Here is a 21,771-nt window from a genome sequence, read left to right as displayed (position 1 = left end):
CTTTCAATTTCTGGTTGCTCTGGCCCCTGTAGGAGCGCGAACCACCGTTAGCGGGCCTTTCCGATGCGCCAGATACCGAAAGGCAGATGCCAGGGTTCGATGCGCATCCATTGGGTCTTGCCGTACCACGACCAGCGATGTCCGGTCATCAAGTCCTCACCATGGGTTTCGGCGTTGTCATCCAGCCCCAGCTCCCACAGCGGCAGCTCGAAATGCGCCTCCTGGGCGTTGTGCGGGTCGAGGCTGATTGCCACCAGAATGTAGTTGTCGCGCTCGGGCGTGCGCTTGGCGAAGTACAGGATGTTGTCGTTCCAGCAGTTGAAGAACGCCACGCCCAGGTGGGTCTGCAAGGCGCGGTTCTGCCGGCGGATGCGGTTGAGCTGGGCGATCTCGGCAATGATGTTGCCGGGTTGGCTGAAATCGCGTGGGCGGATTTCGTACTTCTCCGAATCCAGATACTCCTCCTTGCCCGGCAGCGGTGTGCCTTCGCACAGTTCGAAGCCCGAATACATGCCCCACAGCCCCGACCCCATGGTGGCCAGTGCAGCGCGTATGAGGAAGCCGGCACGGCCGGAGGTATGCAGGAAGTACGGGTTGATGTCGGGCGTGTTGACGAAGAAGTTGGGCCGGTAGCACTGGCTCCATGGCGGCTGGTTAAGCTGCTCGAAGTACTCGCGCAGTTCCTGTTTGTGATTGCGCCAGGTGAAGTAGGTATAGCTCTGCGCGTACCCGACCTTGCCCAGGCGGGCCATCATCGCCGGTTTGGTGAAGGCTTCGGCGAGGAAGATGACCTCCGGGTGCCGGCTGCGCACATTGGCGATCAGCCATTGCCAGAATGGCAGTGGTTTGGTGTGCGGGTTGTCGACGCGGAAGGTCTTGACACCCTCCTCGACCCAGCCGACCACTACGTCACGCAAAGCCAGCCACAGCGAGGGCACGGCCTCGGGCGCGTAGAAATCGACGTTGACGATGTCCTGGTATTTCTTCGGCGGGTTCTCGGCATAGCGGATGGTGCCGTCCGGTCGCCAGCTGAACCAGCCGGGGTGCTCCTTGAGCCAGGGGTGGTCCTGGGAGCACTGGATCGCGAAGTCGAGGGCGATTTCCAGGCCATGCTCGGCCGCCGCGGCCACCAGGCGGCGGAAGTCGTCGCGGCTGCCCAGCTGCGGGTGAATTGCCTCGTGGCCGCCTTCCGCGCTGCCGATGGCATACGGGCTGCCCGGGTCGCCGGGCTCTGCCGTGAGGGCGTTGTTGCGGCCCTTGCGGTGCTGCATGCCGATCGGATGGATGGGCGGGAAGTACAGCACGTCGAAGCCCATGTCGCGGATCATCGGCAGGCGCTCGTGCACATCGTTGAACGTGCCGTGGCGCTCGGGGCTGTCGGTGACCGAACGCGGGAACAGCTCGTACCAGCTGGCGAACTGCGCGGCCGGGCGGTCGACATCGACGGGGAATTCGCGGCTGCGGGCCAGGTAGCTGCGGTGCTCGGCGTCGCTCATCAGGCGGGCGGTAGCGGGGTCGAGAAACAGTGCCACCTGGTCGTCGGCATTAAGCGTGGGCAGGCGCTGCTGCAACGCCTGGAGCTCCTCGCGCAGGGCACCGTTGCACAGCTCGATGCCCTTGCCCAGCATCAATCGGCCTTCCTCCAGCTCCAACCTGACCTCGACACCGGCGTGGTACTTCTTCTCCAAGTCGTGGCAGTAGGTAGCGAACGGGTCGATCCAGGCCTCGATGCTGAACAGGTGCGGGCCCAGTTCAGTGGGGGTGAATTCGGCCAGCCACAGGTCGTTGCCCGGCGAGTGCATGGGCACGCAATGCCAGCGCCGGCTGTGGGCCTGGCGCCAGTTGAGCATCACGGCCAGGCGGTCGTGGCCGTCGCTGTAGACCTTGCTGCTGACCGCCACCGGCTGGCCACTGATGGCCTTGGCGGCGAAAGTGCCGCCTTCGAGCACGGGTTGGGTGTCTTCGATCACGATGCGCGGCGCCAGCAGCGCCTGGGACAGGCTGATGGCCTGGTCCGGGTGATCGTTGGCCATGGGCACGCTTTCGAAGGGCTCGTTTCGTGACATCGGACCTTGCTCCCTCAGGCTGGTGGCGGTAAGGGTTCAGAGCCGGGCACAGGCGTGGGGTTCAAAAAAATTGAGCGAACGGCAGCTGCGAGGGGTCGAAGCCTGCAGCACCTCTTCAATTACCCAAGCGAGGTCAGGCCATGAACATTCCCATTCCACCGGAGACTCCCGATCCCAACATCGACGACCCGAGCCTGCCGCCGCCCGTGCCGGAGGAAGAGCCGGACGAGCTGCCGATCAAACCGACCGTGCCGCCGACAGTGGGCGACCCGCCGAGCCAGGAACCACCGGTGAAGGCTTAAGGGTAGACCAGGATCTACGCAGGCAGGACCGGCCCTTTCGCGGGTGAACCCGCTCCCACAGGGACCGCGCCGATTTCGAACGCGGCGCTGTACCTGCAGGAGCGGGTTTACCCGCGAAAGGGCCGGCAGCATCAATACATCAACCAGCAGTTAAAGCCGATATCTCCGCCACACTGATCTCCCGCATGCGGAACTTCTGCACCTTGCCGGTCACCGTCATCGGATACTCGTCGACAAAGCGGATATGCCGCGGCACCTTGAAGTGTGCAATGCGCGCCTTGCACCAGCCCTGTAACTCTTCGACCGTGGCACTGTGCCCCGGGTGCAGCTTGATCCAGGCGACGATCTCCTCGCCATACCGGTTGCACGGGATGCCGATCACCTGCGCATCGGCCACCGCCGGGTGGGTGTAGAAGAACTCTTCCAGTTCACGCGGGTAGATGTTCTCGCCGCCGCGAATGATCATGTCCTTGTTGCGCCCCACAATGCGCACGTAGCCGTGCTCGTCCATCACCGCCAGGTCGCCAGAATGCATCCAGCCGGCCGGGTCGATGGCATCTGCCGTGGCCTGGGGGTTGTCCCAGTAGCCGAGCATCACGCTGTAGCCGCGGGTGCACAGCTCGCCGATCTCGCCGCGCGGGACGATGCAGCCGTCGGCGTCCACCAGCTTGTTCTCCAGCTGCGGCTGGGTGCGGCCGACGGTGGTCACGCGTAGCTCCAGGTCGTCGTCCGGGCCGGTCTGCAGTGACACCGGGCTGGTTTCGGTCATGCCGTAGGCGATCTGTACTTCGGCCATGTGCATCTGGTCGATGACCCGGCGCATCACCTCGATCGGGCAGGTAGCGCCGGCCATGATGCCGCTGCGCAGGGTCGACAGGTCCATTTGCCCGCGCGCGGGGTGGTCGAGCATGGCGATGAACATGGTCGGCACGCCATAGAGGATGCTGGCGCGCTCTTCGGCCACGGCGCGCAGGGTGAGCTCGGCGTCGAAGGCGTCGTTGGGGTAGATCATGGTGCTGCCATGGGTGATGCAGCCGAGGTTGGCCATGACCATGCCGAAGCAGTGGTACAGCGGTACCGGGATCACCATGCGGTCGCGTGCGGTCAGGCCCAGGCTTTCGCCGACCATGAAGCCGTTGTTGAGGATGTTGTAGTGGCTGAGTGTGGCGCCCTTCGGTGCGCCGGTGGTGCCGGAGGTGTACTGGATGTTCACCGGCTGGTCGAACTGCAGGCTTTGCTGGCGCTTCGCGTAAGCCTCGACGGAGGTCTGCCCTGCCCGCTCGGCCAGCGCTTGCCAAGGCAGGAAGCCTGCCGGCGGGTTGGCGGCCAGGCTGACCACACCACGCAGGTCGGGCAGGCGTTCACTGGCCATTTCACCCGGGGTGGCGCTGGCCAGCTCCGGCGCCAGTTCCTGGACCATGGCGTGGTAGTCGGACGTCTTGAAGGCATCGGCACACACCAGCCAGCGGCAACCGGACTGACGCAGCACGTATTCCAGCTCGCCCACGCGGTAGGCCGGGTTGATGTTGACCAGGATGGCACCGACCTTGGCGCTGGCCAGCTGCAGGATGCACCACTGGGCGCAGTTGGGCGACCAGATGCCGACCCGATCGCCGGTGTTCACGCCCAGGGCCATCAGGGCACGAGCATGCACCTCGACCTGCTCGGCCAACTGCCGCCAGCTGTAGCGCAGGCCCTGATGGCGCGACACCAGGGCCTCGCCGTCGGCACAACGGGCCACGGTGGCGTCGAAGGCCTGGCCGATGGTCTGGGTCAGCAAGGCTTGGTCCTGGCGACCGCGGGAATAGCTTGGTTGACTCATGGGTGTCCCTTCTTGTGGTTGTTCTGGGCACGACTGAAGCAAGCGGGAATACTCTGGCGCAGATTTACGTTTACGTAAAGGTGATGAGTCGATTGACAGTAAGTGCATGCAGGTTTACGTTAACGTAAAGGTGAAAACGACATCGGGTTTGTCGGCGCACCACCGACCCTGTGGGAGCGGGTTTACCCGCGAATGCGATCATCCAGGCAATGACGGTGGCCCTGCTGACGCATTCGCGGGTAAACCCGCTCCCACAGGGCCGGTGGATAGCCCTTGAGCTACGGTGTTACCCAATTTCAAGAACAAGAAGGTGCCCCAGCATGCATTACCCCACCCTGAACTTCGCCCTGGGCGAAACCATCGACATGCTCCGCGACCAGGTGCGCACCTTCGTCGCCGCCGAACTGGCTCCGCGCGCCGCGCAAATCGACCACGACAACCTGTTCCCTGCCGACATGTGGCGCAAGTTCGGCGACATGGGCCTGCTGGGCATCACCGTGCCGGAAGAATACGGCGGTGCCGGCCTGGGCTACCTGGCCCACGTGGTTTCGATGGAAGAAATCAGCCGTGGCTCGGCCTCGGTGGCACTGTCCTACGGTGCCCACTCCAACCTCTGCGTCAACCAGATCAACCGCAACGGCAGCCACGAGCAGAAGCTCAAGTACCTGCCCAAGCTGATCAGCGGCGAGCACATCGGCGCCCTGGCCATGAGCGAGCCCAACGCCGGTTCCGACGTGGTATCGATGAAGCTGCGCGCGGAAAAGCGCGGCGACCACTACGTGCTCAACGGCAGCAAGACCTGGATCACCAACGGCCCGGACGCCAACACCTACGTGATCTATGCCAAGACCGACCTGGAAAAGGGTGCGCACGGCATCACCGCGTTCATCGTCGAGCGTGACTGGAAAGGCTTCAGCCGCAGCAACAAGTTCGACAAGCTGGGCATGCGTGGCTCCAACACCTGCGAGCTGTTCTTCGACAGCGTCGAAGTGCCGGAAGAAAACATCCTCGGCCAGCTCAACGGTGGCGTGCGCGTGCTGATGAGCGGCCTGGACTACGAGCGCGTGGTGCTGTCCGGCGGCCCGACCGGCATCATGCAAAGCTGCATGGACCTGGTAGTGCCCTACATTCACGACCGCAAGCAGTTCGGCCAGAGCATCGGCGAGTTCCAGCTGATCCAGGGCAAGATCGCCGACATGTACACCCAGCTCAACGCCAGCCGCGCCTACCTGTACGCCGTGGCCCAAGCCTGCGACCGTGGCGAGACCACCCGCAAGGACGCCGCCGGGGTGATCCTGTACACCGCCGAGCGCGCCACGCAAATGGCCCTGGAGGCGATCCAGATTCTCGGCGGCAACGGCTATATCAACGAATTCCCGGCAGGCCGCCTGCTGCGCGACGCCAAGCTGTACGAGATCGGTGCCGGCACCAGCGAAATCCGCCGGATGCTGATCGGCCGCGAACTGTTCAACGAAACCCGCTGAGCACAAGGGACGGGCGCACATGGCTACCTTGCATACCCAGATCAACCCGCGTTCGGCGGAGTTCGCCGGCAACAGCGCGGCCATGCTCGAACAGGTCCAGGCCCTGCGCGGCCTGCTCGCCCAGGTGGCCCAAGGCGGCGGGCCCAAGGCCCAGGAGCGGCACACTTCGCGTGGCAAGCTACTGCCGCGCGAGCGTATCGACCGCCTGCTGGACCCGGGCTCGCCGTTCCTCGAAATCGGCCAGCTGGCCGCCCATGAGGTGTATGGCGAAGACGTGCCCGCTGCGGGCGTGATCGCCGGCATCGGCCGCGTCGAAGGCGTGGAATGCATGATCGTGGCCAACGACGCCACGGTCAAAGGCGGTTCCTACTACCCGCTGACTGTGAAGAAGCACCTGCGTGCGCAGACCATCGCCCTGCAGAACCGCCTGCCGTGCATTTACCTGGTGGACTCCGGCGGCGCCAACCTGCCACGGCAGGACGAAGTGTTCCCCGACCGCGAGCACTTCGGGCGGATCTTCTTCAACCAGGCCAACATGAGCGCACTGGGCATTCCGCAGATCGCCGTGGTGATGGGTTCGTGCACCGCCGGCGGTGCCTACGTGCCCGCGATGGCCGACGAAGCGATCATGGTGCGCCAGCAGGCGACCATCTTCCTCGCCGGCCCGCCACTGGTGAAGGCGGCCACCGGTGAAGTGGTGAGCGCCGAAGACCTCGGCGGCGCCGATGTGCACTGCCGCACCAGCGGCGTGGCCGACCACTATGCCGACAACGACGAACACGCCCTGGCCATGGCCCGACGCAGCGTGGCCAACCTCAACTGGCACAAGCTGGGCAAGCTGCAGCGCCTGGCCCCGGTGGCACCGCTGTTTGCCGCCGATGAGCTGTATGGCGTGGTGCCGGCCGACGCCAAGCAACCGTTCGACGTGCGCGAGGTGATCGCGCGCCTGGTCGATGGCTCGGTGTTCGACGAGTTCAAGGCGCTGTTCGGTACCACCCTGGTGTGCGGCTTCGCCCACCTGCACGGCTACCCGGTGGCGATCCTCGCCAACAACGGCATCCTGTTCGCCGAGGCCGCGCAAAAAGGCGCGCACTTCATCGAACTGGCCTGCCAGCGCGGCATTCCGCTGCTGTTCCTGCAGAACATCACCGGCTTCATGGTCGGCAAGAAGTACGAAGAAGGCGGCATCGCCAAACACGGCGCCAAGCTGGTCACTGCCGTGGCCTGCGCTCAGGTGCCAAAGTTCACGGTGATCATCGGCGGCAGCTTCGGCGCCGGCAACTACGGCATGTGCGGCCGTGCCTACGACCCGCGCTTCCTGTGGATGTGGCCCAATGCGCGGATCGGCGTGATGGGGGCCGAACAGGCCGCCGGCGTGCTGGCCCAGGTCAAGCGCGAACAGAGCGAGCGCAGTGGCCACCCGTTCAGCGCCGAAGACGAAGCCAGGCTCAAGCAGCCGATCCTTGACCAGTACGAGCACCAGGGCCACCCCTACTACTCCAGCGCCCGCCTGTGGGACGACGGTGTCATCGACCCGGCACAGACCCGCGACGTGCTCGGCCTGGCGTTGTCCGCCGCGCTGAACGCACCGATCGAACAGAGCCGCTTCGGCATTTTCCGGATGTGACCCATGAGCGATTTCAGCACCCTCGAAGTGATCCGCGACCCGCGCGGCTTCGCCACCCTGTGGCTGAGCCGCGAGGACAAGAACAACGCCTTCAACGCCTTGATGATCCGCGAGCTGATCGTCGCCCTCGACCAGTTGGCCGAGGACACCAGCCTACGCTTCGTGCTGCTGCGCGGCCGCGGCCGGCACTTCAGCGCCGGCGCCGATCTGGCCTGGATGCAGCAGTCGGCGCAGCTGGACTTCAACACCAACCTGGATGATGCCCGCGAGCTGGGCGAGCTGATGTACGCCCTGCACCGCCTCAAGGCGCCGACCCTGGCCGTGGTGCAAGGCGCGGCCTTTGGCGGCGCGCTGGGCCTGATCAGTTGCTGCGACATGGCCATCGGTGCCGAAGACGCTCAGCTGTGCCTGTCGGAAGTACGCATCGGCCTGGCCCCGGCAGTGATCAGCCCGTTCGTGGTCAAGGCCATCGGCGAGCGTGCCGCGCGCCGCTATGCCCTCACCGCCGAGCGCTTCAGCGGCGTACGGGCCCGCGAGCTGGGCCTGCTGGCCGAGGTTTACCCGGCCAGCGAACTGGACGCCCAGGTCGAAGCCTGGGTGAGCAACCTGCTCCAGAACAGCCCGCAAGCGCTACGCGCCACCAAGGACCTGCTGCGTGAAGTGGACGACGGTGAACTCAGCCCGGCCCTGCGCCGCTACTGCGAAAACACCATCGCCCGCATCCGCGTCAGCGCCGAAGGCCAGGAGGGCCTGCGCGCCTTCCTGGAAAAACGCCGCCCCGCCTGGCAAATCGATGACAAGAAGGAGCCGCGCCCATGAGCCGCCCCGCTTTGACCACCCTGCTGGTCGCCAACCGCGGCGAAATCGCCTGCCGGGTGATGCGCACCGCCAAGGCCATGGGCCTGACCACCGTGGCCGTGCACAGTGCCACCGACCGAGATGCCCGGCACAGCCGCGAAGCCGATATCCGCGTCGACCTCGGCGGCACCAAGGCTGCCGAAAGCTACCTGCTGGTCGACAAGCTGCTGGCCGCAGCCAAGGCCAGCGGCGCCCAGGCCATCCACCCGGGCTATGGCTTCCTGTCCGAGAACGCAGGCTTCGCCCGTGCCATCGAAGAGGCCGGGCTGATCTTCCTCGGCCCACCGGCCAGCGCCATCGACGCCATGGGCAGCAAGTCGGCGGCCAAGGCGCTGATGGAAGCCGCCGGCGTGCCGCTGGTGCCGGGCTACCACGGCGAAGCCCAGGACCTGGACACCTTCCGCGCCGCCGCCGAACGCATCGGCTACCCGGTGCTGCTCAAGGCCAGCGCCGGCGGCGGTGGCAAGGGCATGAAAGTGGTCGAGGAAGAAAGCCAGCTGGCCGACGCCCTGGCCTCGGCCCAGCGTGAGGCGCAGTCGTCGTTCGGCGATGCGCGCATGCTGGTGGAAAAGTACGTGCTCAAGCCGCGCCATGTGGAAATCCAGGTATTCGCCGACCAGCACGGCAACTGCCTGTACCTCAACGAGCGTGACTGCTCGATACAGCGCCGCCACCAGAAGGTGGTGGAAGAAGCCCCTGCGCCAGGCCTGTCAGCCGAATTGCGCCGGGCCATGGGTGAAGCGGCGGTACGCGCGGCCCAGGCCATCGGCTACGTGGGTGCCGGCACCGTGGAGTTCCTGCTCGATGCCCGTGGCGAGTTCTTCTTCATGGAGATGAACACCCGCCTGCAGGTGGAGCACCCGGTCACCGAGGCCATTACCGGGCTTGATCTGGTGGCCTGGCAGATTCGCGTGGCCTGCGGCGAGGCCCTGCCGATCACCCAGGAACAGGTGCCGCTGATCGGCCATGCCATCGAAGTGCGCCTGTATGCCGAGGACCCGGCCAACGAATTCCTGCCCGCGACCGGCAAGCTGGCGCTGTACCGCGAGTCGGCGGCCGGCGAAGGGCGACGGGTGGACAGCGGGGTCAGCGAAGGTGATGTAGTGTCGCCGTTCTACGACCCGATGCTGGGCAAGCTGATCGCCTGGGGCGAAGACCGCGAGCAGGCGCGCCTGCGTTTGCTGGCCATGCTCGACGAATTTGCCATTGGCGGGTTGAAGACCAACATCGCCTTCCTGCGGCGCATTCTCGCCCACCCGGCGTTTGCTGCAGCGGAACTGGATACTGGCTTCATTCCGCGTCACCAGGAGGTTTTGCTGCCCGCGCCGCAAGCGCTGCCGGCAGGCTTCTGGGAAGCCGCGGCCGAGGCCTGGTTGCAGGGCCAGGCCGCACACCAGCGGGAGGACGACCGCAGTTCGCCGTGGGCCGAGCGCAACGGCCTGCGCCTGGGCCTGCCGGCGCGCAGCAGCCTGCACCTGGTCAGTGGCGGGCAGGACCAGGCAGTCGCCCTGGAGCGCAGCGCTGCGTCTACCTGGCAGTTGCTGGGCGAGCAGTTGGTACATGACCAGGCTGGCGTGCGTCGCCAGCATCTGGCGATCCGCCGCGGTGGCACGCTGTACTTGCACTGGGACGGCGAGATGCATGCCATCGAAGCCTTCGACCCGATCGCCGAGGCCGAGGCCAGCCACAGCCACCAGGGCGGCCTGGGCGCGCCCATGAACGGCAGCATCGTGCGGGTGCTGGTGGAGCCTGGGCAGGTGGTGGAGGCAGGTACGGCGCTGGTAGTGCTGGAGGCCATGAAGATGGAGCACAGCATTCGCGCGCCGCATGGCGGCACGGTGAAGGCGTTGTTCTGCCAGGAAGGGGATATGGTCAGCGAAGGGACGGTGCTGGTCGAACTGGCGGAGTAAGAGTCCTGGGGGCCGCTTTGCGGCCCTTTCGCGACACAAGGCCGCTCCTACAGGTACGGTGCATACCCTGAGGTTGGTGCGGTACTTGTAGGAGCGGCCTTGTGTCGCGAAAGGGCTGCGCAGCAGCCCCGGCAATCTAGAAGACCCCGTGCCCCCGCACGACCACACCCAGAAATTCGCAGCCGTCTTCACACAGGACTGTCGGATAGCGCGTATTCAGCGGTTTGAGCATCCTGTCTCCGCCCTCCTCGACCAACTGCCGCAACACTGCCGGCCGCCCGGGCTGCCGCGCAATCACCAACCGGCCTGGCTCCGCCGGCAGGCCGGTATCCACCAGCACACGCATACCCTCAGGCACGCTCCTGCCACTGGCGGCATTCATCGAGTCGTTTTCCACCACCAGCCAGAAGGCATTGCCGGCGGGCATATAGTCCGTCTGTTCATGGGATTTGCTCGCCTCAGGCAAAGGCCCCTGCAAATCGGCCCAGCTCAGCACGGGGAAACGATAGCTCGCACTACACCCTGAGGCTTCAGACGCAATGCCACGCTCGACCACCATGACTTGGGCCTCAAGAGACACCAACCCAAGCTTCTCGAGCTTTTCGTTGATGGTCTCCAGTGTCGGCCGTCGTGAACCGCGCAACCAATGCCCTACGCCGCCCTGTGTCATGCCCAGGCGTTCGGCCAGCTTGAGCTGGCTGAGGTTGTGTTCACGCTTGTAGCGCTTGAGAAACGCGATCCAGTTTTCCATGAGCGGATACTGCAGCTCCAAGACTTGCGCCATCCCTGTAGGAGCGGCCTTGTGTCGCGAAAGGGCTGCGCAGCAGCCCCGGCAATCTAGAAGGAACCATGCACTCGCACGACCACACCCAGAAACTCGCAGCCTTCCTCACACAACAGCGCCGGGTAGTTGCTGTTGAGTGCCTTCAGGTACCGTTGCCCACCTTCCTCCGCCAACTCACGGAAGATCGCAGGTTTGCCCGGCTGACGAGCGATAACCAGACGCCCTGGCTCGGCATCTACCCCAGGATCCACCAACATCCGCATGCCCTGCGGCACACTGCGGCCACTGGCGGCACTCATCGCATCATTCTCGACAGTCAGCCAGAACGCCTTGCCTTGGGCCAGGTAGTCCGTCTGCTCGAACACACCTGGCTCCTCCCCCTCTGCGATACCTAGCTCATCCCAGCCCAGCACCGGGTAGCGGAAGCACACGATGTATTGCATGAGGTCCAGGTCATCATCGGAGTCATCGACCTCGTAAATGCCACGCTCCTCGCCGACCTGACCAACAATGCGCAACTGCAGGCTGACGTTGTAATGGGGCATGCCAATCTCGACGAACGTGCGGTTCATCGACTCGATCTTCGGCTGACGCCGCTTGTTCACCCAATGCCCCACGCTGCCTTGAGACACGCCAACGCGCTCGGCAAGCTGCTCCTGAGTGAGCCCTAGCTCCTCCATCCGGTCACGGACGAGGGCAATCCATTTATCCATATTCATCGCTGGCACGATACGGACTGCCTTCTAGCGCTCAATAAACATTCAGTATTATTTATCGGAAAGCACAAAAATACTTTAGGTATTAGTATCGACCTGAGCCCTTTCCCCACTGGTGTTAGCAGGTATCAGGATGAAACCCCCGAAAAACGACGAAACAGATCTCGACAGCGAAGCCGCCCGCCGCGCCCTCGACTACTACCTCAACCCCAACCCGCCGCGTCCCACCCTGGACAACAGGATCTGGACCCTGCACGAGGGTGTAACCGGCGACCAGGCCCAGGAACACGCCATCGCCCTGCTGCGCTGCGCCGCCGCCACCGCGCAGGAAACCGCCACCCACCAGCACGGCAGCCAGCGCGAACTGACCTTTGCCCTGATGCACATGATGGACATGGCGCGCGCACTGCTCGAGCACAAACGCACCGTGGAATCGGGTTTGTAAGCAAGAAAGAAGGGAGAGAACGTGATGGCCGGGTAACGGCGAAGGCCCCGATTGCCGGGACAAGGAAGCGCACCGGTAAAACTTTTTTACCGGATTACCGAAAATTCATTTGACTGGCAAATGATAACGATTATTATTGCACTCAGCTGATCGCGAGATCTGCTGGATAACCTGGAGCTTAGGTCGCTCTCAGATTATCTCCTCATCAGGCTAATCACGGTTTTTGACCCAGCTTTTTGCTGGGTCTTTTTTTTGGCTCTTCAGGCTAATGAAGATCGTGATGGCGCGCATGATAGCAAAGGTGTTTCAGGGCGTGAACGCTCATTACAAAACTTTGCGAAATCAGCACTTGAGAATCAATCTCGTTTCACCTACGCTGATCACGCATCACGGAAGATGCCCCCATCCCTCCCCCCTCCATAGAGCAAGGAGCTGTCCATGAGCCGTCTGCTGCTGCCCCTTGAACACCCAACCTCTGCTGCCGAACATCATGCCGACGACGCCCTGCTGCACGTCCTGAGACGCCTGCCACGGCGTGTGCAACAAGTATTCCTGCTCAACCGCCTCGACCAACTGGACTTCGCCAGCATCGCCGCCCGCCTCGATCTGCCATTGGCGAGCATCGAGCGGCACATGGACCAGGCACTGCAGGCCGGTCGCTCGCGCCGGGATGTGCTGGCGAGTGTTGCCGGGCAATGGTATGTGCGCTTGCAGAGCCCACAGGTGACGGCGTGCGAGCGGATCGATTTTCGCCGTTGGCTGGATGCGGACATGGCGAACTTGCAGGCGTTTCATGACACGGAAATGCACTGGCGCAGCCTGTTGGCACCGGCACGGCAACTGGGCCAGGATGGTTGGTACCGGCAAGGTCGGGCGGCGCTGTCGTTGGGCGGCTGTTCGGTTGCGGTCGGGCTTGGCGTGGCGGCGTTGGTGCTGTTTGGTTTCTGGGCCTGATCAACACCTGCGCTACACCGTTATCGTTTTCACCGCGGATGGCTCGGTCGTTATCAAGTTCGAGTGCTGGTCAGCGTTTCCGTCAGGCATGCAAGCAGTAGCCATCCGCACAAACTGATACCCAGGAACAGAAGCCCCAGGCTCATCGGCAGCTCGCTTTCGACGCCAGCAACAAGACTGCCGGCCAAACCACCACCTGCGAACAACAATGTCGTATTGAGCGACGCTGCCGCACCGGCTTGCTGCGGGTAACGCGCCAAGGCTTGGGTCGTCGCAGCAGGACGCACCAGCGTTGTCCCCGTCGTGCAGATGATCATCGGCAGCATAAGACTCGCCACCGTCAACCCTGCAACCTGCTCCCAGATAAACAGCGTGATGCCCCCGGCAGCTATGAGCAGGAATCCCGTCTTGATCTGAACCTGCGGGCTTACGCGGTTGTTCAAATAGGTCGCGGCTACTCCGCCAACGATATACGCAAGCCCATAGGCGATAAATACCACCGAGAATTGATATGGCGTCAGCCCCAGGCTGTCCATCAACGCCAATGGCGCGACAACGATGAAGGAAAAATGGCAGGCAAACGCCAGGCTGGACAACAGGGAGTGCGCAAGATAGGTCGTATCACGCAGCATGACCCAGTAGCAGCGCATGCCCGACGTACGGCCTCGCGATGCAGGCGTGTCCTGCAGCAATGCATATGACAGGCATGAAACGGTCACGGCTATGAAAGCGAATACCGTAAAACTGCCCTTCCAGCCAAAGGATTGTTGGAGAAAAGCGCCTGCGACCGGTGACAACGAGATGAACAGCCCACTTGCGCTGGTCAGCAGGATACGCATGGCATTGCGCTGCCTACCACTGTACAGATCCTGCACGAGCGCCTGGCCCAGCACGAAACTCCCGCAACCCAAGGCCTGCAGCAAACGGAACGCCATGAACGTCTCATAGCGGGTTGAAAGTACACAACCCATTGCCCCTGCAATGGACACTCCCAACCCAGCGAGCAACAACCGCTTGCGCCCCATGCCATCCGCCAATGGCCCGATCACGATTTGCGCCAAGGCGACACCAAACGCAAAGAAGCTCACCGAGTAAGCTATCTGCTGTGGCTCGACGTGAAACTCGCCTGCGAGCGCTGGGAATGATGGCAGGATCACATCCAGAGGGAATACGCCCAATAGACACAACAGAATCAGCAAGGCCGAGCGCAGAAAGCTACTGAGCGAACCCAAGGGCTGATTCACGCTACCAACCTCGCCTTCTTGTATTGCCGGAAGTAGTCACTGGAAACTCCATGTAAGCGCCGAGCCCTGATGGTAGCGACACCCTGAAGATGTACAACCCGAACCGGGCAGCGAAACTTCCGATAGCGTTGTAGGGCTTTTCCCTTGTTGCTTATTACCGTTGAGTTCTGGTGCTATCCAGCCTTCTGCTGACTCGATAGCCGGCCCCTAGCGCAGTTGATCTGTTGTGCAAACTGCTCTCAGTAATTGAAGTCATGACCGAGCTGGCCCTGCACCCATTCAAGGAACTGGCGAACCCTGGGAGCTTCAGCATGGCCTCGCGGAAATACCAGGTGGTGGGCACTGACGGGCGTCGCCAAGTCTTCCGCAAATACCGGTACCAACTCGCCCCGGGCGATATAGTCCTGCGCTAGCAGGGAACTCTCCAAGGCCAACCCATACCCATGGCTGGCGGCCTCCAGGCTCATGTAGGAGCGATCGAAGCTCAGGGCGTAGGGGGTTTGTGGCAACGCCACGCCTTGCTGTGCGAACCATTGGGGCCATTGCACCAATGCGGCTTCCGACAGGATCAGGTTCTGCCCCAGCAGATCGCCCGGCTGCTTGATAGGCGTACGCTCAAGAAGCTGTGGCGAGGCCAGCACAGTTGCACGTTCATGCCGGATGGTACGCACTTCCAGGCTGGGCCAGTTGGGGTAGCCATGACGGATATCCAGATCGATCTGATGGCGGCCGAAGTGCAGCGACTCGTAGGAGCACGACAGGTTGATCTGGATCTGCGGATGACTGTTACGAAAATGGTCCAGGCGCGGCAGCAACCAGAGCAGGCCGAAGCTGGGCGCGGAATGAAGCCGCAAGCAATCGAAGCCCACCGAGTTGCCGGCGCGCTCGGTGGCCGTAGCCAGGCTTTGCAATATGCCTGATACCTCGCGCAGGTACTGCTCTCCGGCCGGGGTCAATGCAACACCGCGCGCCTCGCGAATGAACAATGGACGACCGATCAAGGCTTCCAGGTTAGCGATCTGGTGGCTCACCGCAGAGGGCGTGAGGTTCAACTGCTCTGCGGCCCGTGCAACGTTGGCGAAGCGAGCGACTTGCTCGAAGGCCTGAATTGCTTTCAGGGAAGGGATCTGAGGCGATTTTCTGAGGATGTCCAGGCTCATGACCATTTCCTGAAGGATTCGAAGCGATACCAAGGCTTTTACCTTCCTGTAAGCCCAAGGCACAAGTCGAGGGCTGAATTTTTTTCAGCACCGGGTGAAGGAGGCAGCGTTGCTCGGGGTGCTGTCCGGGACGAAGCTGTGCCTATCGGTTCTGCCTGGAACCGCCGCTCACAACAACAACCATCTGGAGCACCTTCGATGCTGTTAACAGGAAAATTTGCCGTGATCACTGGCGCGGCCTCTGCCCGCGGCATCGGCCGCGCAACAGCCCAGGCGTTTGCCGCTCAGGGCGCCAAAGTCGCGATCCTGGACCTGGACGCCTCCGCCGCGACCGAGGTTGCCGCTTCCCTGGGCGAAGGCCACCTCGGCGTGGCTGCCAACGTTGCCGATGAAGCACAAGTGCGTGATGCCATCGCTCAAGTGCTCGCGCAATTCGGTCGGATCGACGTGCTGGTAAACAATGCCGGCATCACCCAGCCGGTGAAAACTCTGGAAATCACCGGGGCTGACTATGACCGGATTCTCAACGTGAACCTGCGTGGCACATTGTTGATGTCCCAGGCGGTGATCCCAACCATGCGGGCGCAACGCGCCGGCAGCATCATCTGTATGTCTTCGGTTTCTGCCCAGCGTGGTGGCGGCATTTTCGGTGGCCCTCACTACAGCGCAGCGAAGGCTGGCGTGCTTGGCTTGGGCAAGGCGATGGCCCGCGAGCTGGGGCCGGACAATATTCGCGTCAACTCGATCACGCCAGGCCTGATTCACACTGACATCACCGGTGGCCTCATGCAGGATGAGCGCCGTCACGCCATCATCGAAGGCATCCCCTTGGGCCGCCTGGGCGAGGCGCGCGATGTCGCCAATGCGGCCTTGTTCCTGGCCAGTGACCTGTCCAGCTACCTGACGGGCATTACCCTGGATGTCAACGGCGGGATGCTGATCCACTGAGCACCCGGTGCATCGTGACCTGCACCTGACCCGGCGCAGGTCACGCGTTCGATAACAACAAGAGATCAGAACGAATGACCACATTAGCGCTCGATGCGGTATCCGCCGCACGCAGCAGTGCCTACCGTAAAACGGCCTGGCGACTGATGCCTTTTCTCATGCTCTGCTACCTGTGCGCCTATCTGGACAGGGTCAATGTCGGCTTTGCGAAGCTGCAGATGATGGACGACCTGGCCCTTTCCGAAGCGGTCTATGGGCTGGGCGCCGGCATGTTCTTCATTGGCTACTTTCTCTGCGAGGTGCCCAGCAACATCATTCTGCACAAAGTGGGCGCTCGACGCTGGATCGCTCGCATCATGATCACCTGGGGCATCATCTCGGCGATGTTCGCCCTGGTGGAGACAGCCTGGCAATTCTATACCCTGCGCTTTTTGCTGGGGATCGCCGAAGCAGGCCTGGCACCAGGGCTTCTGCTGTACCTGACCTATTGGTTCCCGTCTTACCGCCGAGCGAAGATGACCGCGCTGTGGTTCATCGCGATTCCGCTGTCGGGCATGATCGGCGGCCCCTTGTCGGGTTGGATCATGGAGCGCTTTGCCGGCGTTCACGGCTGGGCGGGCTGGCAGTGGATGTTCCTGCTCGAAGCCATCCCCACGGTACTGGTGGGCGTTCTGGTGCTGAGCTACCTGAAGGATGGCGTCGATCAGGCACACTGGTTGAGCGACGAAGAAAAAGCCCTGGTGCGCAAGGAACTGGCTGAAGACGAACAACACAAGGTAAACCACGGCTCGGTGGCCGACTTCATCCGCGACCGTCGGCTCTGGTTGCTGGCGGGCATCTACTTCTGCGTAGTGATGGGCCAGTACGCAATCACGTTCTGGCTACCCACACTGGTACGCAATGCCGGCGTCAGCGAACCTTTGCACATCGGCCTGCTGACCAGCCTGCCGTACCTGTGTGCCATCGTCGCGATGCTGTGGGCCGGGCGCAGCGGCGACCGTCACCGTGAACGCCGCTGGCACCTGGCGATCCCCATGTTGATCGGTGCACTGGGCCTGAGCCTCGCCGCAGCACTGGGCAGCAACCTGACGTTGTCGATCCTCAGCCTGTGCCTCGCTGCGGCTGGAGTGCTATCCGCCTCTTCACTGTTCTGGATGCTGCCCACCACGCTGTTGGGAGGTGTATCGGCGGCGGCAGGCATCGCGGCGGTGAACAGTTTCGCCAACCTCGCCGGCTTCTGCTCGCCCTACCTGATCGGCTGGGTCACTACCACCTTGGGCAGCAATGCCATCGGCATGTATCTCATCACGGCGGTACTCATGTCTGGCGCCTTCCTGGTGTCGCGAGTACCGGCCCATCTGGTCAATCGTTGATTCGATAAAAAGGAGTCACTTCAATGACTGCTGTGCCTACCTACACCGAGGCGCTGCCGCTGGCTGTGCGCGCTCGCAATATCCGCCGCCACGCATTGCGCATGGGGCAAGTCCAGGGCCAGGGCTATGTCGGCCAGGCGCTGGGCGCCGCCGACCTGCTGGCGGTCGCGTATTTCCATGCGCTGCGCCTCGACCCCGGCAACCCCGAATGGGAGCAGCGCGACCGTTTCTACCTGTCCATCGGGCACTACGCGATTGCCCTCTATGCCGCACTGATCGAGGCCGGCGTAATCCCAGAGTATGAGCTTGAAACCTACGGTAGCGACGATAGCCGCTTGCCCATGTCTGGTATGGCTGCCTATACCCCAGGCATGGAGATCACCGGTGGCTCGCTCGGCCACGGCTTGGGCATCGCCGTCGGCGCCTGCCTCGGGCTCAAACGCAAGGGGTCGGACAGCTGGGTGTACAACCTGCTGTCCGATGGCGAGCTCAACGAGGGCTCGACCTGGGAGGCCGCCATGTCGGCCAGCCATTGGCGCCTGGACAACCTGATCGCCATCATCGATGTGAACAACCAGCAGGCGGATGGCCATTCCAGCGAAGTACTGGCCTTCGAGCCAATCGTCGACCGCTGGCAAGCCTTTGGCTGGTTCGTTCAACGCGTGGACGGCAATGACCTGGATGCGCTGGTCGGCGCCTTCGACCAGGCTCGTGCCCACGCCGGGGCGCAACCGCGCGTGATCATCTGCGATACCCGCATGGGCAAAGGCGTGCCTTTCCTGGAAAACCGCGACAAGACGCACTTCATTCGCGTCGATGAAAACGAATGGGACCTCGCCCTGAAAGCGCTGGACGCCGGGAGCCAAGCATGAGCACAGTGAACTCACCCAAGAAACGCCTGACCACCTCGGCCATGATCGCCTCGATTGCCGCCGACGGCCAGCCGACCCGCCCTGCCCCGTTCGGCCATGCCCTGGCAAGCCTTGCCGAGCAACGTCAGGATATAGTTGGCCTAAGTGCCGACCTGTCCAAGTACACCGACCTGCACATCTTCGCCAAAGCCCACCCCGAGCGCTTCTATCAAATGGGCATGGCCGAACAGTTGCTGATGAGCGCCGCTGCCGGCATGGCACGGGAAGGCATGACCCCCTTTGCCACCACCTATGCGGTGTTCGCTTCCCGTCGGGCCTACGACTTCATCTGCATGGCAATCGCAGAAGAGAACCTCAACGTCAAGATCGTCTGCGGGCTGCCTGGCCTGACCACCGGTTATGGTCCTAGCCACCAGGCCACGGATGACCTGGCCATCTTCCGGGCGATGCCCAACCTGATGATCGTCGACCCCTGTGATGCGCTGGAGATCGAGCAGGCTGTGCCAGCGATCGCCGCCCATCAGGGGCCGGTCTACATGAGGCTGCTGCGCGGCAACGTACCCTTGGTGCTCGATCGCTACGATTACCAGTTCCAGCTGGGCAAGGCACAGGTGCTGCGCGGTGGCCGGGATGTGCTGTTGATTGCCAGCGGCCTCATGACCATGCGCGCGCTGGAGGCTGCCGAGCAATTGCAAAAGGACGGTGTGGATGTATCGGTGCTGCATGTACCCACCATCAAACCGCTCGATGAGCAGACCATCCTCGCCGAGGCACGCAAGCCTGGTCGCCTGGTGGTCACTGCGGAAAACCACTCGATCATAGGGGGCCTGGGCGAAGCTGTGGCCGGCGTACTACTGCGCAACGGGGTCACACCAACCTTCCGCCAGATCGCGCTACCGGATGCGTTTCTTGATGCAGGGGCACTGCCGACTTTGCATGACCGATACGGGATCTCCACTGACGCTGTATCGAGACAGATCAAGGCATGGCTTTGACCGTAGCCGTGGGTCAAACCTGAAGCGCGGCGGATGCAAGCGTGATGGATACCTGGCCCATGGCAGAGGCACACCGCGGCCCTTGGGATCCAGGCAATGATGAGAAATGCTCCGTAACATTCGATACGGAGCATTTTTCTTGGGGCGACGAAACCTGCAGACGCTACCTAACCTCCTGCCACGCTACCGATGAAATTCGCCAGCTCAGCTGTTCGGGGCGCCGCAAAAACCTCGCGTGGATGGCCAGTCTCGTGGACCTTGCCTTGATGCATGAAGACCAGCTTGTCACCGACTTCCCGGGCAAAACGCATTTCGTGGGTGACCATGATCAGGGTCATGCCTTCACTGGCCAGTTGGCGCACCACACCGAGCACTTCGTTGACCAACTCGGGGTCGAGCGCCGAGGTGATCTCGTCGCACAGCAACACCTTTGGCGACATGGCAAGCGCCCGGGCAATCGCCACCCGCTGCTGCTGGCCGCCGGAAAGGCGGTCCGGGTAGGCGTCGAACTTGTCACCCAGTCCAACCCTGGCGAGCATCTGCTCGGCCAACTGGCGGGCCTCGGCCTTGCCGGCCTTCTTCACCACCTGGGGTGCAAGCATCACGTTCTGGCCCACTGTCAGGTGAGGGAAGAGGTTGAACTGCTGGAACACCATGCCAACCTTCTGCCGCAGCGAGCGCAAGTCGGCGCGGCCGGCATCCAGGTATTCGCCATCCACCTCGATCACCCCATCGCTGATCGACTCCAGGCCGTTGAGGGTACGCAGGAAGGTACTCTTGCCGGAACCGCTACGGCCGATGATGGCGACCACCTCGCCCTCCTCGATCGCCAGGTCGACACCCTTGAGCACATGATTGTCGCCGTAGTACTTGTGCAATGCGGACACTCTAAGCAGGGGCATGCAGCCTCCTCTCCAGGTAACGGGCGCTCAGCGAGAGCGGGTAGCAAAGGACGAAGTAACCCACGGCCACCAGACCGTAGATCAGGAACGGTTCGAAAGTGGCGTTGGCCAACATGCCGCCGGTCTTGGTCAGCTCGGTGAAACCGATGATCGAGGTCACCGCCGTGCCCTTGACCACCTGCACCGAGAACCCGACGGTCGGCGCGACGGCAATGCGCAGGGCCTGGGGCAGGATCACGTGGCGCAACTGCTCCAGACGGCTCATGGCCAGGCTGCCGGAGGCCTCCCACTGGCCATGTGGTATGGACTCGACGCAGCCTCGCCAGATCTCGGCGAGAAAGGCACTGGTGAACAACGTCAAGGCGATGGCCGCCGCCATCCAGGCCGAAACATCGATGCCGAACAGGGCGATGCCGAAAAACACCATGAACAGCTGCATCAGCAGCGGCGTCCCCTGGAACAGCTCGATGTAGCTCCTGGCCGCGCCACGCAGCATCCGGCTATCGGAGATTCGCGCCAACAGCAGCAACAGCCCGGCAATACCACCGCAGACGAACGCCACCAGCGACAGCAGCAAGGTCCATTGCAAACCTGCGAGCAGGTTGCGCACGATGTCCCACAAGGTGAAATCCATTCAGCGTCTCCCCGTCAAAGCGCGCCGGCCGATCCATGCCAGCAGTTGGCGCACCAGGATAGCCATGACCAGGTACAGAGCCGTGGTCAGCAGATATGTCTCGAAAGCCCGGAAGTTGCGCGACTGGATGAAGTTGGCGGCGAACGACAGTTCTTCTGTGGCGATCTGCGAGCACACCGCCGACCCGAGCATTACGATCACGATCTGGCTCGACAGGGCCGGCCAGACCTTGGCCAGTGCAGGTTGCAGCACCACATGGCGAAAAGCCTCGAAACGACTCATGGCCAATGCCGCCGCAGCCTCCAGTTGCCCTCTGGGAATGGCCTGGATACCCGCCCGAATGATTTCGGTGGAATAGGCCCCAAGGTTGATCACCATGGCCAGTACCGCCGCCTGCCATTCCGTCAACCGAACGCCAAGCGAGGGCAGGCCGAAGAAGATGAAGAACAACTGGACGATGAAGGGCGTGTTGCGGATCAGTTCCACGTAAAGGCCGAACAGCGCATCGAACGGCCGTAGTCGCCAGGCGCGCACCACCGCACCAAGCACACCGATAGCCACCCCGAACAGGGTGCCGATCAACGTCAGCTCAAGCGTGAACACAGCCCCTTCGAGCAGCAGGCCGCCTTGGGCCAGCACAGGGGAAAAGTCAAATTGATAGGCCATGGGTCGGCG

General features: G+C 62.9%; 20 protein-coding genes. 11 read left to right on the top strand and 9 right to left on the bottom strand.

The window, feature by feature from the left end; genetic code table 11:
* Positions 1-47: 47 nt before the first annotated feature.
* A complete protein-coding gene (locus CAG18_RS05185) occupies positions 48-2,066 on the bottom strand; it encodes an alpha-1,4-glucan--maltose-1-phosphate maltosyltransferase (protein WP_085720522.1) in 2,019 nt (672 codons plus the stop codon).
* Positions 2,067-2,206: 140 nt separating this feature from the next.
* Here CAG18_RS05185 and CAG18_RS27055 point away from each other — a divergent pair, with 140 nt between their 5' ends.
* Complete coding sequence (locus tag CAG18_RS27055) at positions 2,207-2,368, top strand: hypothetical protein (RefSeq protein WP_015271006.1); 162 nt, start codon at positions 2,207-2,209, stop codon at positions 2,366-2,368.
* 139 nt (positions 2,369-2,507) lie between these two features.
* Here CAG18_RS27055 and CAG18_RS05180 read toward each other — a convergent pair whose 3' ends face one another.
* Positions 2,508-4,190, bottom strand: a complete 1,683-nt coding sequence (locus CAG18_RS05180) for an AMP-binding protein (RefSeq protein ID WP_085720521.1) — start codon at positions 4,188-4,190, stop codon at positions 2,508-2,510.
* A gap of 320 nt (positions 4,191-4,510) precedes the next feature.
* Between CAG18_RS05180 and CAG18_RS05170 the strand changes: the two genes are divergently transcribed.
* Genes CAG18_RS05170 through CAG18_RS05155 form a run of 4 tightly spaced genes read left to right on the top strand, consistent with a single transcriptional unit; the run spans position 4,511 to position 10,069 of the window.
* Entirely contained in the window at positions 4,511-5,674 is a 1,164-nt protein-coding gene (locus CAG18_RS05170; RefSeq protein WP_085720520.1) for an isovaleryl-CoA dehydrogenase, read from the top strand.
* A gap of 19 nt (positions 5,675-5,693) precedes the next feature.
* The gene (locus CAG18_RS05165) at positions 5,694-7,301 is read left to right on the top strand and encodes a carboxyl transferase domain-containing protein (RefSeq protein WP_085720519.1); all 1,608 of its coding nucleotides are present in this window, start codon (positions 5,694-5,696) and stop codon (positions 7,299-7,301) included.
* Positions 7,302-7,304: 3 nt separating this feature from the next.
* On the top strand, positions 7,305-8,120 hold the full coding sequence (locus tag CAG18_RS05160) for a gamma-carboxygeranoyl-CoA hydratase (protein WP_085720518.1): 816 nt from the start codon (positions 7,305-7,307) through the stop codon (positions 8,118-8,120).
* A complete protein-coding gene (locus CAG18_RS05155) occupies positions 8,117-10,069 on the top strand; it encodes an acetyl/propionyl/methylcrotonyl-CoA carboxylase subunit alpha (protein WP_038409976.1) in 1,953 nt (650 codons plus the stop codon). Before CAG18_RS05160 ends, CAG18_RS05155 begins: the two co-directional genes overlap by 4 nt.
* A 136-nt stretch (positions 10,070-10,205) precedes the next feature.
* Here CAG18_RS05155 and CAG18_RS05150 read toward each other — a convergent pair whose 3' ends face one another.
* A complete protein-coding gene (locus tag CAG18_RS05150; RefSeq protein ID WP_085720688.1) occupies positions 10,206-10,820 on the bottom strand; it encodes a LexA family transcriptional regulator in 615 nt (204 codons plus the stop codon).
* 86 nt (positions 10,821-10,906) lie between these two features.
* Positions 10,907-11,572, bottom strand: coding sequence for a LexA family transcriptional regulator (locus tag CAG18_RS05145; RefSeq protein WP_085720517.1), 666 nt, complete (start codon positions 11,570-11,572; stop codon positions 10,907-10,909).
* 130 nt (positions 11,573-11,702) lie between these two features.
* Between CAG18_RS05145 and CAG18_RS05140 the strand changes: the two genes are divergently transcribed.
* The gene (locus CAG18_RS05140) at positions 11,703-12,014 is read left to right on the top strand and encodes a DUF6124 family protein (protein WP_025339827.1); all 312 of its coding nucleotides are present in this window, start codon (positions 11,703-11,705) and stop codon (positions 12,012-12,014) included.
* Positions 12,015-12,452: 438 nt separating this feature from the next.
* A complete protein-coding gene (locus CAG18_RS05135; RefSeq protein ID WP_054572479.1) occupies positions 12,453-12,968 on the top strand; it encodes a DUF4880 domain-containing protein in 516 nt (171 codons plus the stop codon).
* A 53-nt stretch (positions 12,969-13,021) separates the two neighbouring features.
* On the opposite strand, the gene CAG18_RS05130 is transcribed toward CAG18_RS05135, so the two are convergent.
* Together CAG18_RS05130 and CAG18_RS05125 are read right to left on the bottom strand one after the other, a co-directional pair.
* The gene (locus tag CAG18_RS05130) at positions 13,022-14,212 is read right to left on the bottom strand and encodes an MFS transporter (protein WP_054572478.1); all 1,191 of its coding nucleotides are present in this window, start codon (positions 14,210-14,212) and stop codon (positions 13,022-13,024) included.
* Between the two features lie 239 nt (positions 14,213-14,451).
* Positions 14,452-15,372, bottom strand: a complete 921-nt coding sequence (locus CAG18_RS05125) for a LysR substrate-binding domain-containing protein (RefSeq protein WP_054572477.1) — start codon at positions 15,370-15,372, stop codon at positions 14,452-14,454.
* Positions 15,373-15,570: 198 nt separating this feature from the next.
* Between CAG18_RS05125 and CAG18_RS05120 the strand changes: the two genes are divergently transcribed.
* The 4 genes from CAG18_RS05120 (at position 15,571) to CAG18_RS05105 (ending at position 19,560) form a co-directional block, all read left to right on the top strand.
* Entirely contained in the window at positions 15,571-16,320 is a 750-nt protein-coding gene (locus CAG18_RS05120) for an SDR family NAD(P)-dependent oxidoreductase (RefSeq protein ID WP_085720516.1), read from the top strand.
* A gap of 74 nt (positions 16,321-16,394) precedes the next feature.
* On the top strand, positions 16,395-17,693 hold the full coding sequence (locus tag CAG18_RS05115) for an MFS transporter (protein WP_015271017.1): 1,299 nt from the start codon (positions 16,395-16,397) through the stop codon (positions 17,691-17,693).
* 23 nt (positions 17,694-17,716) lie between these two features.
* A complete protein-coding gene (locus CAG18_RS05110) occupies positions 17,717-18,565 on the top strand; it encodes a transketolase (RefSeq protein ID WP_015271018.1) in 849 nt (282 codons plus the stop codon).
* On the top strand, positions 18,562-19,560 hold the full coding sequence (locus CAG18_RS05105) for a transketolase family protein (RefSeq protein WP_015271019.1): 999 nt from the start codon (positions 18,562-18,564) through the stop codon (positions 19,558-19,560). Before CAG18_RS05110 ends, CAG18_RS05105 begins: the two co-directional genes overlap by 4 nt.
* Before the next feature lie 167 nt (positions 19,561-19,727).
* Here the strand turns inward: CAG18_RS05105 and CAG18_RS05100 are convergent, their stop codons facing one another.
* From CAG18_RS05100 to CAG18_RS05090, 3 genes are read right to left on the bottom strand one after another with little or no spacing between them, the layout of a single operon-like run.
* Positions 19,728-20,462 (bottom strand): amino acid ABC transporter ATP-binding protein, encoded by a 735-nt coding sequence (locus CAG18_RS05100; RefSeq protein WP_015271020.1) that lies wholly within the window; start codon positions 20,460-20,462, stop codon positions 19,728-19,730.
* Positions 20,449-21,096 (bottom strand): amino acid ABC transporter permease, encoded by a 648-nt coding sequence (locus CAG18_RS05095; protein WP_013973354.1) that lies wholly within the window; start codon positions 21,094-21,096, stop codon positions 20,449-20,451. The genes CAG18_RS05100 and CAG18_RS05095 overlap by 14 nt, the downstream gene beginning before the upstream one ends.
* Positions 21,097-21,762 carry an amino acid ABC transporter permease gene (locus CAG18_RS05090; RefSeq protein ID WP_003258372.1) on the bottom strand — a complete coding sequence of 222 codons (666 nt, stop codon included), beginning with the start codon at positions 21,760-21,762 and terminating at the stop codon, positions 21,097-21,099.
* Between the last annotated feature and the right edge of the window lie 9 nt (positions 21,763-21,771).

It is taken from the genome of Pseudomonas sp. B22(2017), assembly GCF_002113105.1.
In the GTDB taxonomy this organism is placed as follows: domain Bacteria; phylum Pseudomonadota; class Gammaproteobacteria; order Pseudomonadales; family Pseudomonadaceae; genus Aquipseudomonas; species Aquipseudomonas asiatica.
The sequence above is the reverse complement of the archived record's forward strand: the minus strand, read 5'-3'. Positions and strand labels throughout refer to the sequence as shown.

What these genes read in the sequence shown, in the direction of transcription:
- CAG18_RS05185 (WP_085720522.1), bottom strand. Translation starts at nt 2,066, where the DNA reads ATGTCACGAAACGAGCCCTTCGAAAGCGTGCCCATGGCCAACGATCAC.
- CAG18_RS27055 (WP_015271006.1), top strand. Translation starts at nt 2,207, where the DNA reads ATGAACATTCCCATTCCACCGGAGACTCCCGATCCCAACATCGACGAC.
- CAG18_RS05180 (WP_085720521.1), bottom strand. Translation starts at nt 4,190, where the DNA reads ATGAGTCAACCAAGCTATTCCCGCGGTCGCCAGGACCAAGCCTTGCTG.
- CAG18_RS05170 (WP_085720520.1), top strand. Translation starts at nt 4,511, where the DNA reads ATGCATTACCCCACCCTGAACTTCGCCCTGGGCGAAACCATCGACATG.
- CAG18_RS05165 (WP_085720519.1), top strand. Translation starts at nt 5,694, where the DNA reads ATGGCTACCTTGCATACCCAGATCAACCCGCGTTCGGCGGAGTTCGCC.
- CAG18_RS05160 (WP_085720518.1), top strand. Translation starts at nt 7,305, where the DNA reads ATGAGCGATTTCAGCACCCTCGAAGTGATCCGCGACCCGCGCGGCTTC.
- CAG18_RS05155 (WP_038409976.1), top strand. Translation starts at nt 8,117, where the DNA reads ATGAGCCGCCCCGCTTTGACCACCCTGCTGGTCGCCAACCGCGGCGAA.
- CAG18_RS05150 (WP_085720688.1), bottom strand. Translation starts at nt 10,820, where the DNA reads ATGGAAAACTGGATCGCGTTTCTCAAGCGCTACAAGCGTGAACACAAC.
- CAG18_RS05145 (WP_085720517.1), bottom strand. Translation starts at nt 11,572, where the DNA reads ATGAATATGGATAAATGGATTGCCCTCGTCCGTGACCGGATGGAGGAG.
- CAG18_RS05140 (WP_025339827.1), top strand. Translation starts at nt 11,703, where the DNA reads ATGAAACCCCCGAAAAACGACGAAACAGATCTCGACAGCGAAGCCGCC.
- CAG18_RS05135 (WP_054572479.1), top strand. Translation starts at nt 12,453, where the DNA reads ATGAGCCGTCTGCTGCTGCCCCTTGAACACCCAACCTCTGCTGCCGAA.
- CAG18_RS05125 (WP_054572477.1), bottom strand. Translation starts at nt 15,372, where the DNA reads ATGAGCCTGGACATCCTCAGAAAATCGCCTCAGATCCCTTCCCTGAAA.
- CAG18_RS05120 (WP_085720516.1), top strand. Translation starts at nt 15,571, where the DNA reads ATGCTGTTAACAGGAAAATTTGCCGTGATCACTGGCGCGGCCTCTGCC.
- CAG18_RS05115 (WP_015271017.1), top strand. Translation starts at nt 16,395, where the DNA reads ATGACCACATTAGCGCTCGATGCGGTATCCGCCGCACGCAGCAGTGCC.
- CAG18_RS05110 (WP_015271018.1), top strand. Translation starts at nt 17,717, where the DNA reads ATGACTGCTGTGCCTACCTACACCGAGGCGCTGCCGCTGGCTGTGCGC.
- CAG18_RS05105 (WP_015271019.1), top strand. Translation starts at nt 18,562, where the DNA reads ATGAGCACAGTGAACTCACCCAAGAAACGCCTGACCACCTCGGCCATG.
- CAG18_RS05100 (WP_015271020.1), bottom strand. Translation starts at nt 20,462, where the DNA reads ATGCCCCTGCTTAGAGTGTCCGCATTGCACAAGTACTACGGCGACAAT.
- CAG18_RS05095 (WP_013973354.1), bottom strand. Translation starts at nt 21,096, where the DNA reads ATGGATTTCACCTTGTGGGACATCGTGCGCAACCTGCTCGCAGGTTTG.
- CAG18_RS05090 (WP_003258372.1), bottom strand. Translation starts at nt 21,762, where the DNA reads ATGGCCTATCAATTTGACTTTTCCCCTGTGCTGGCCCAAGGCGGCCTG.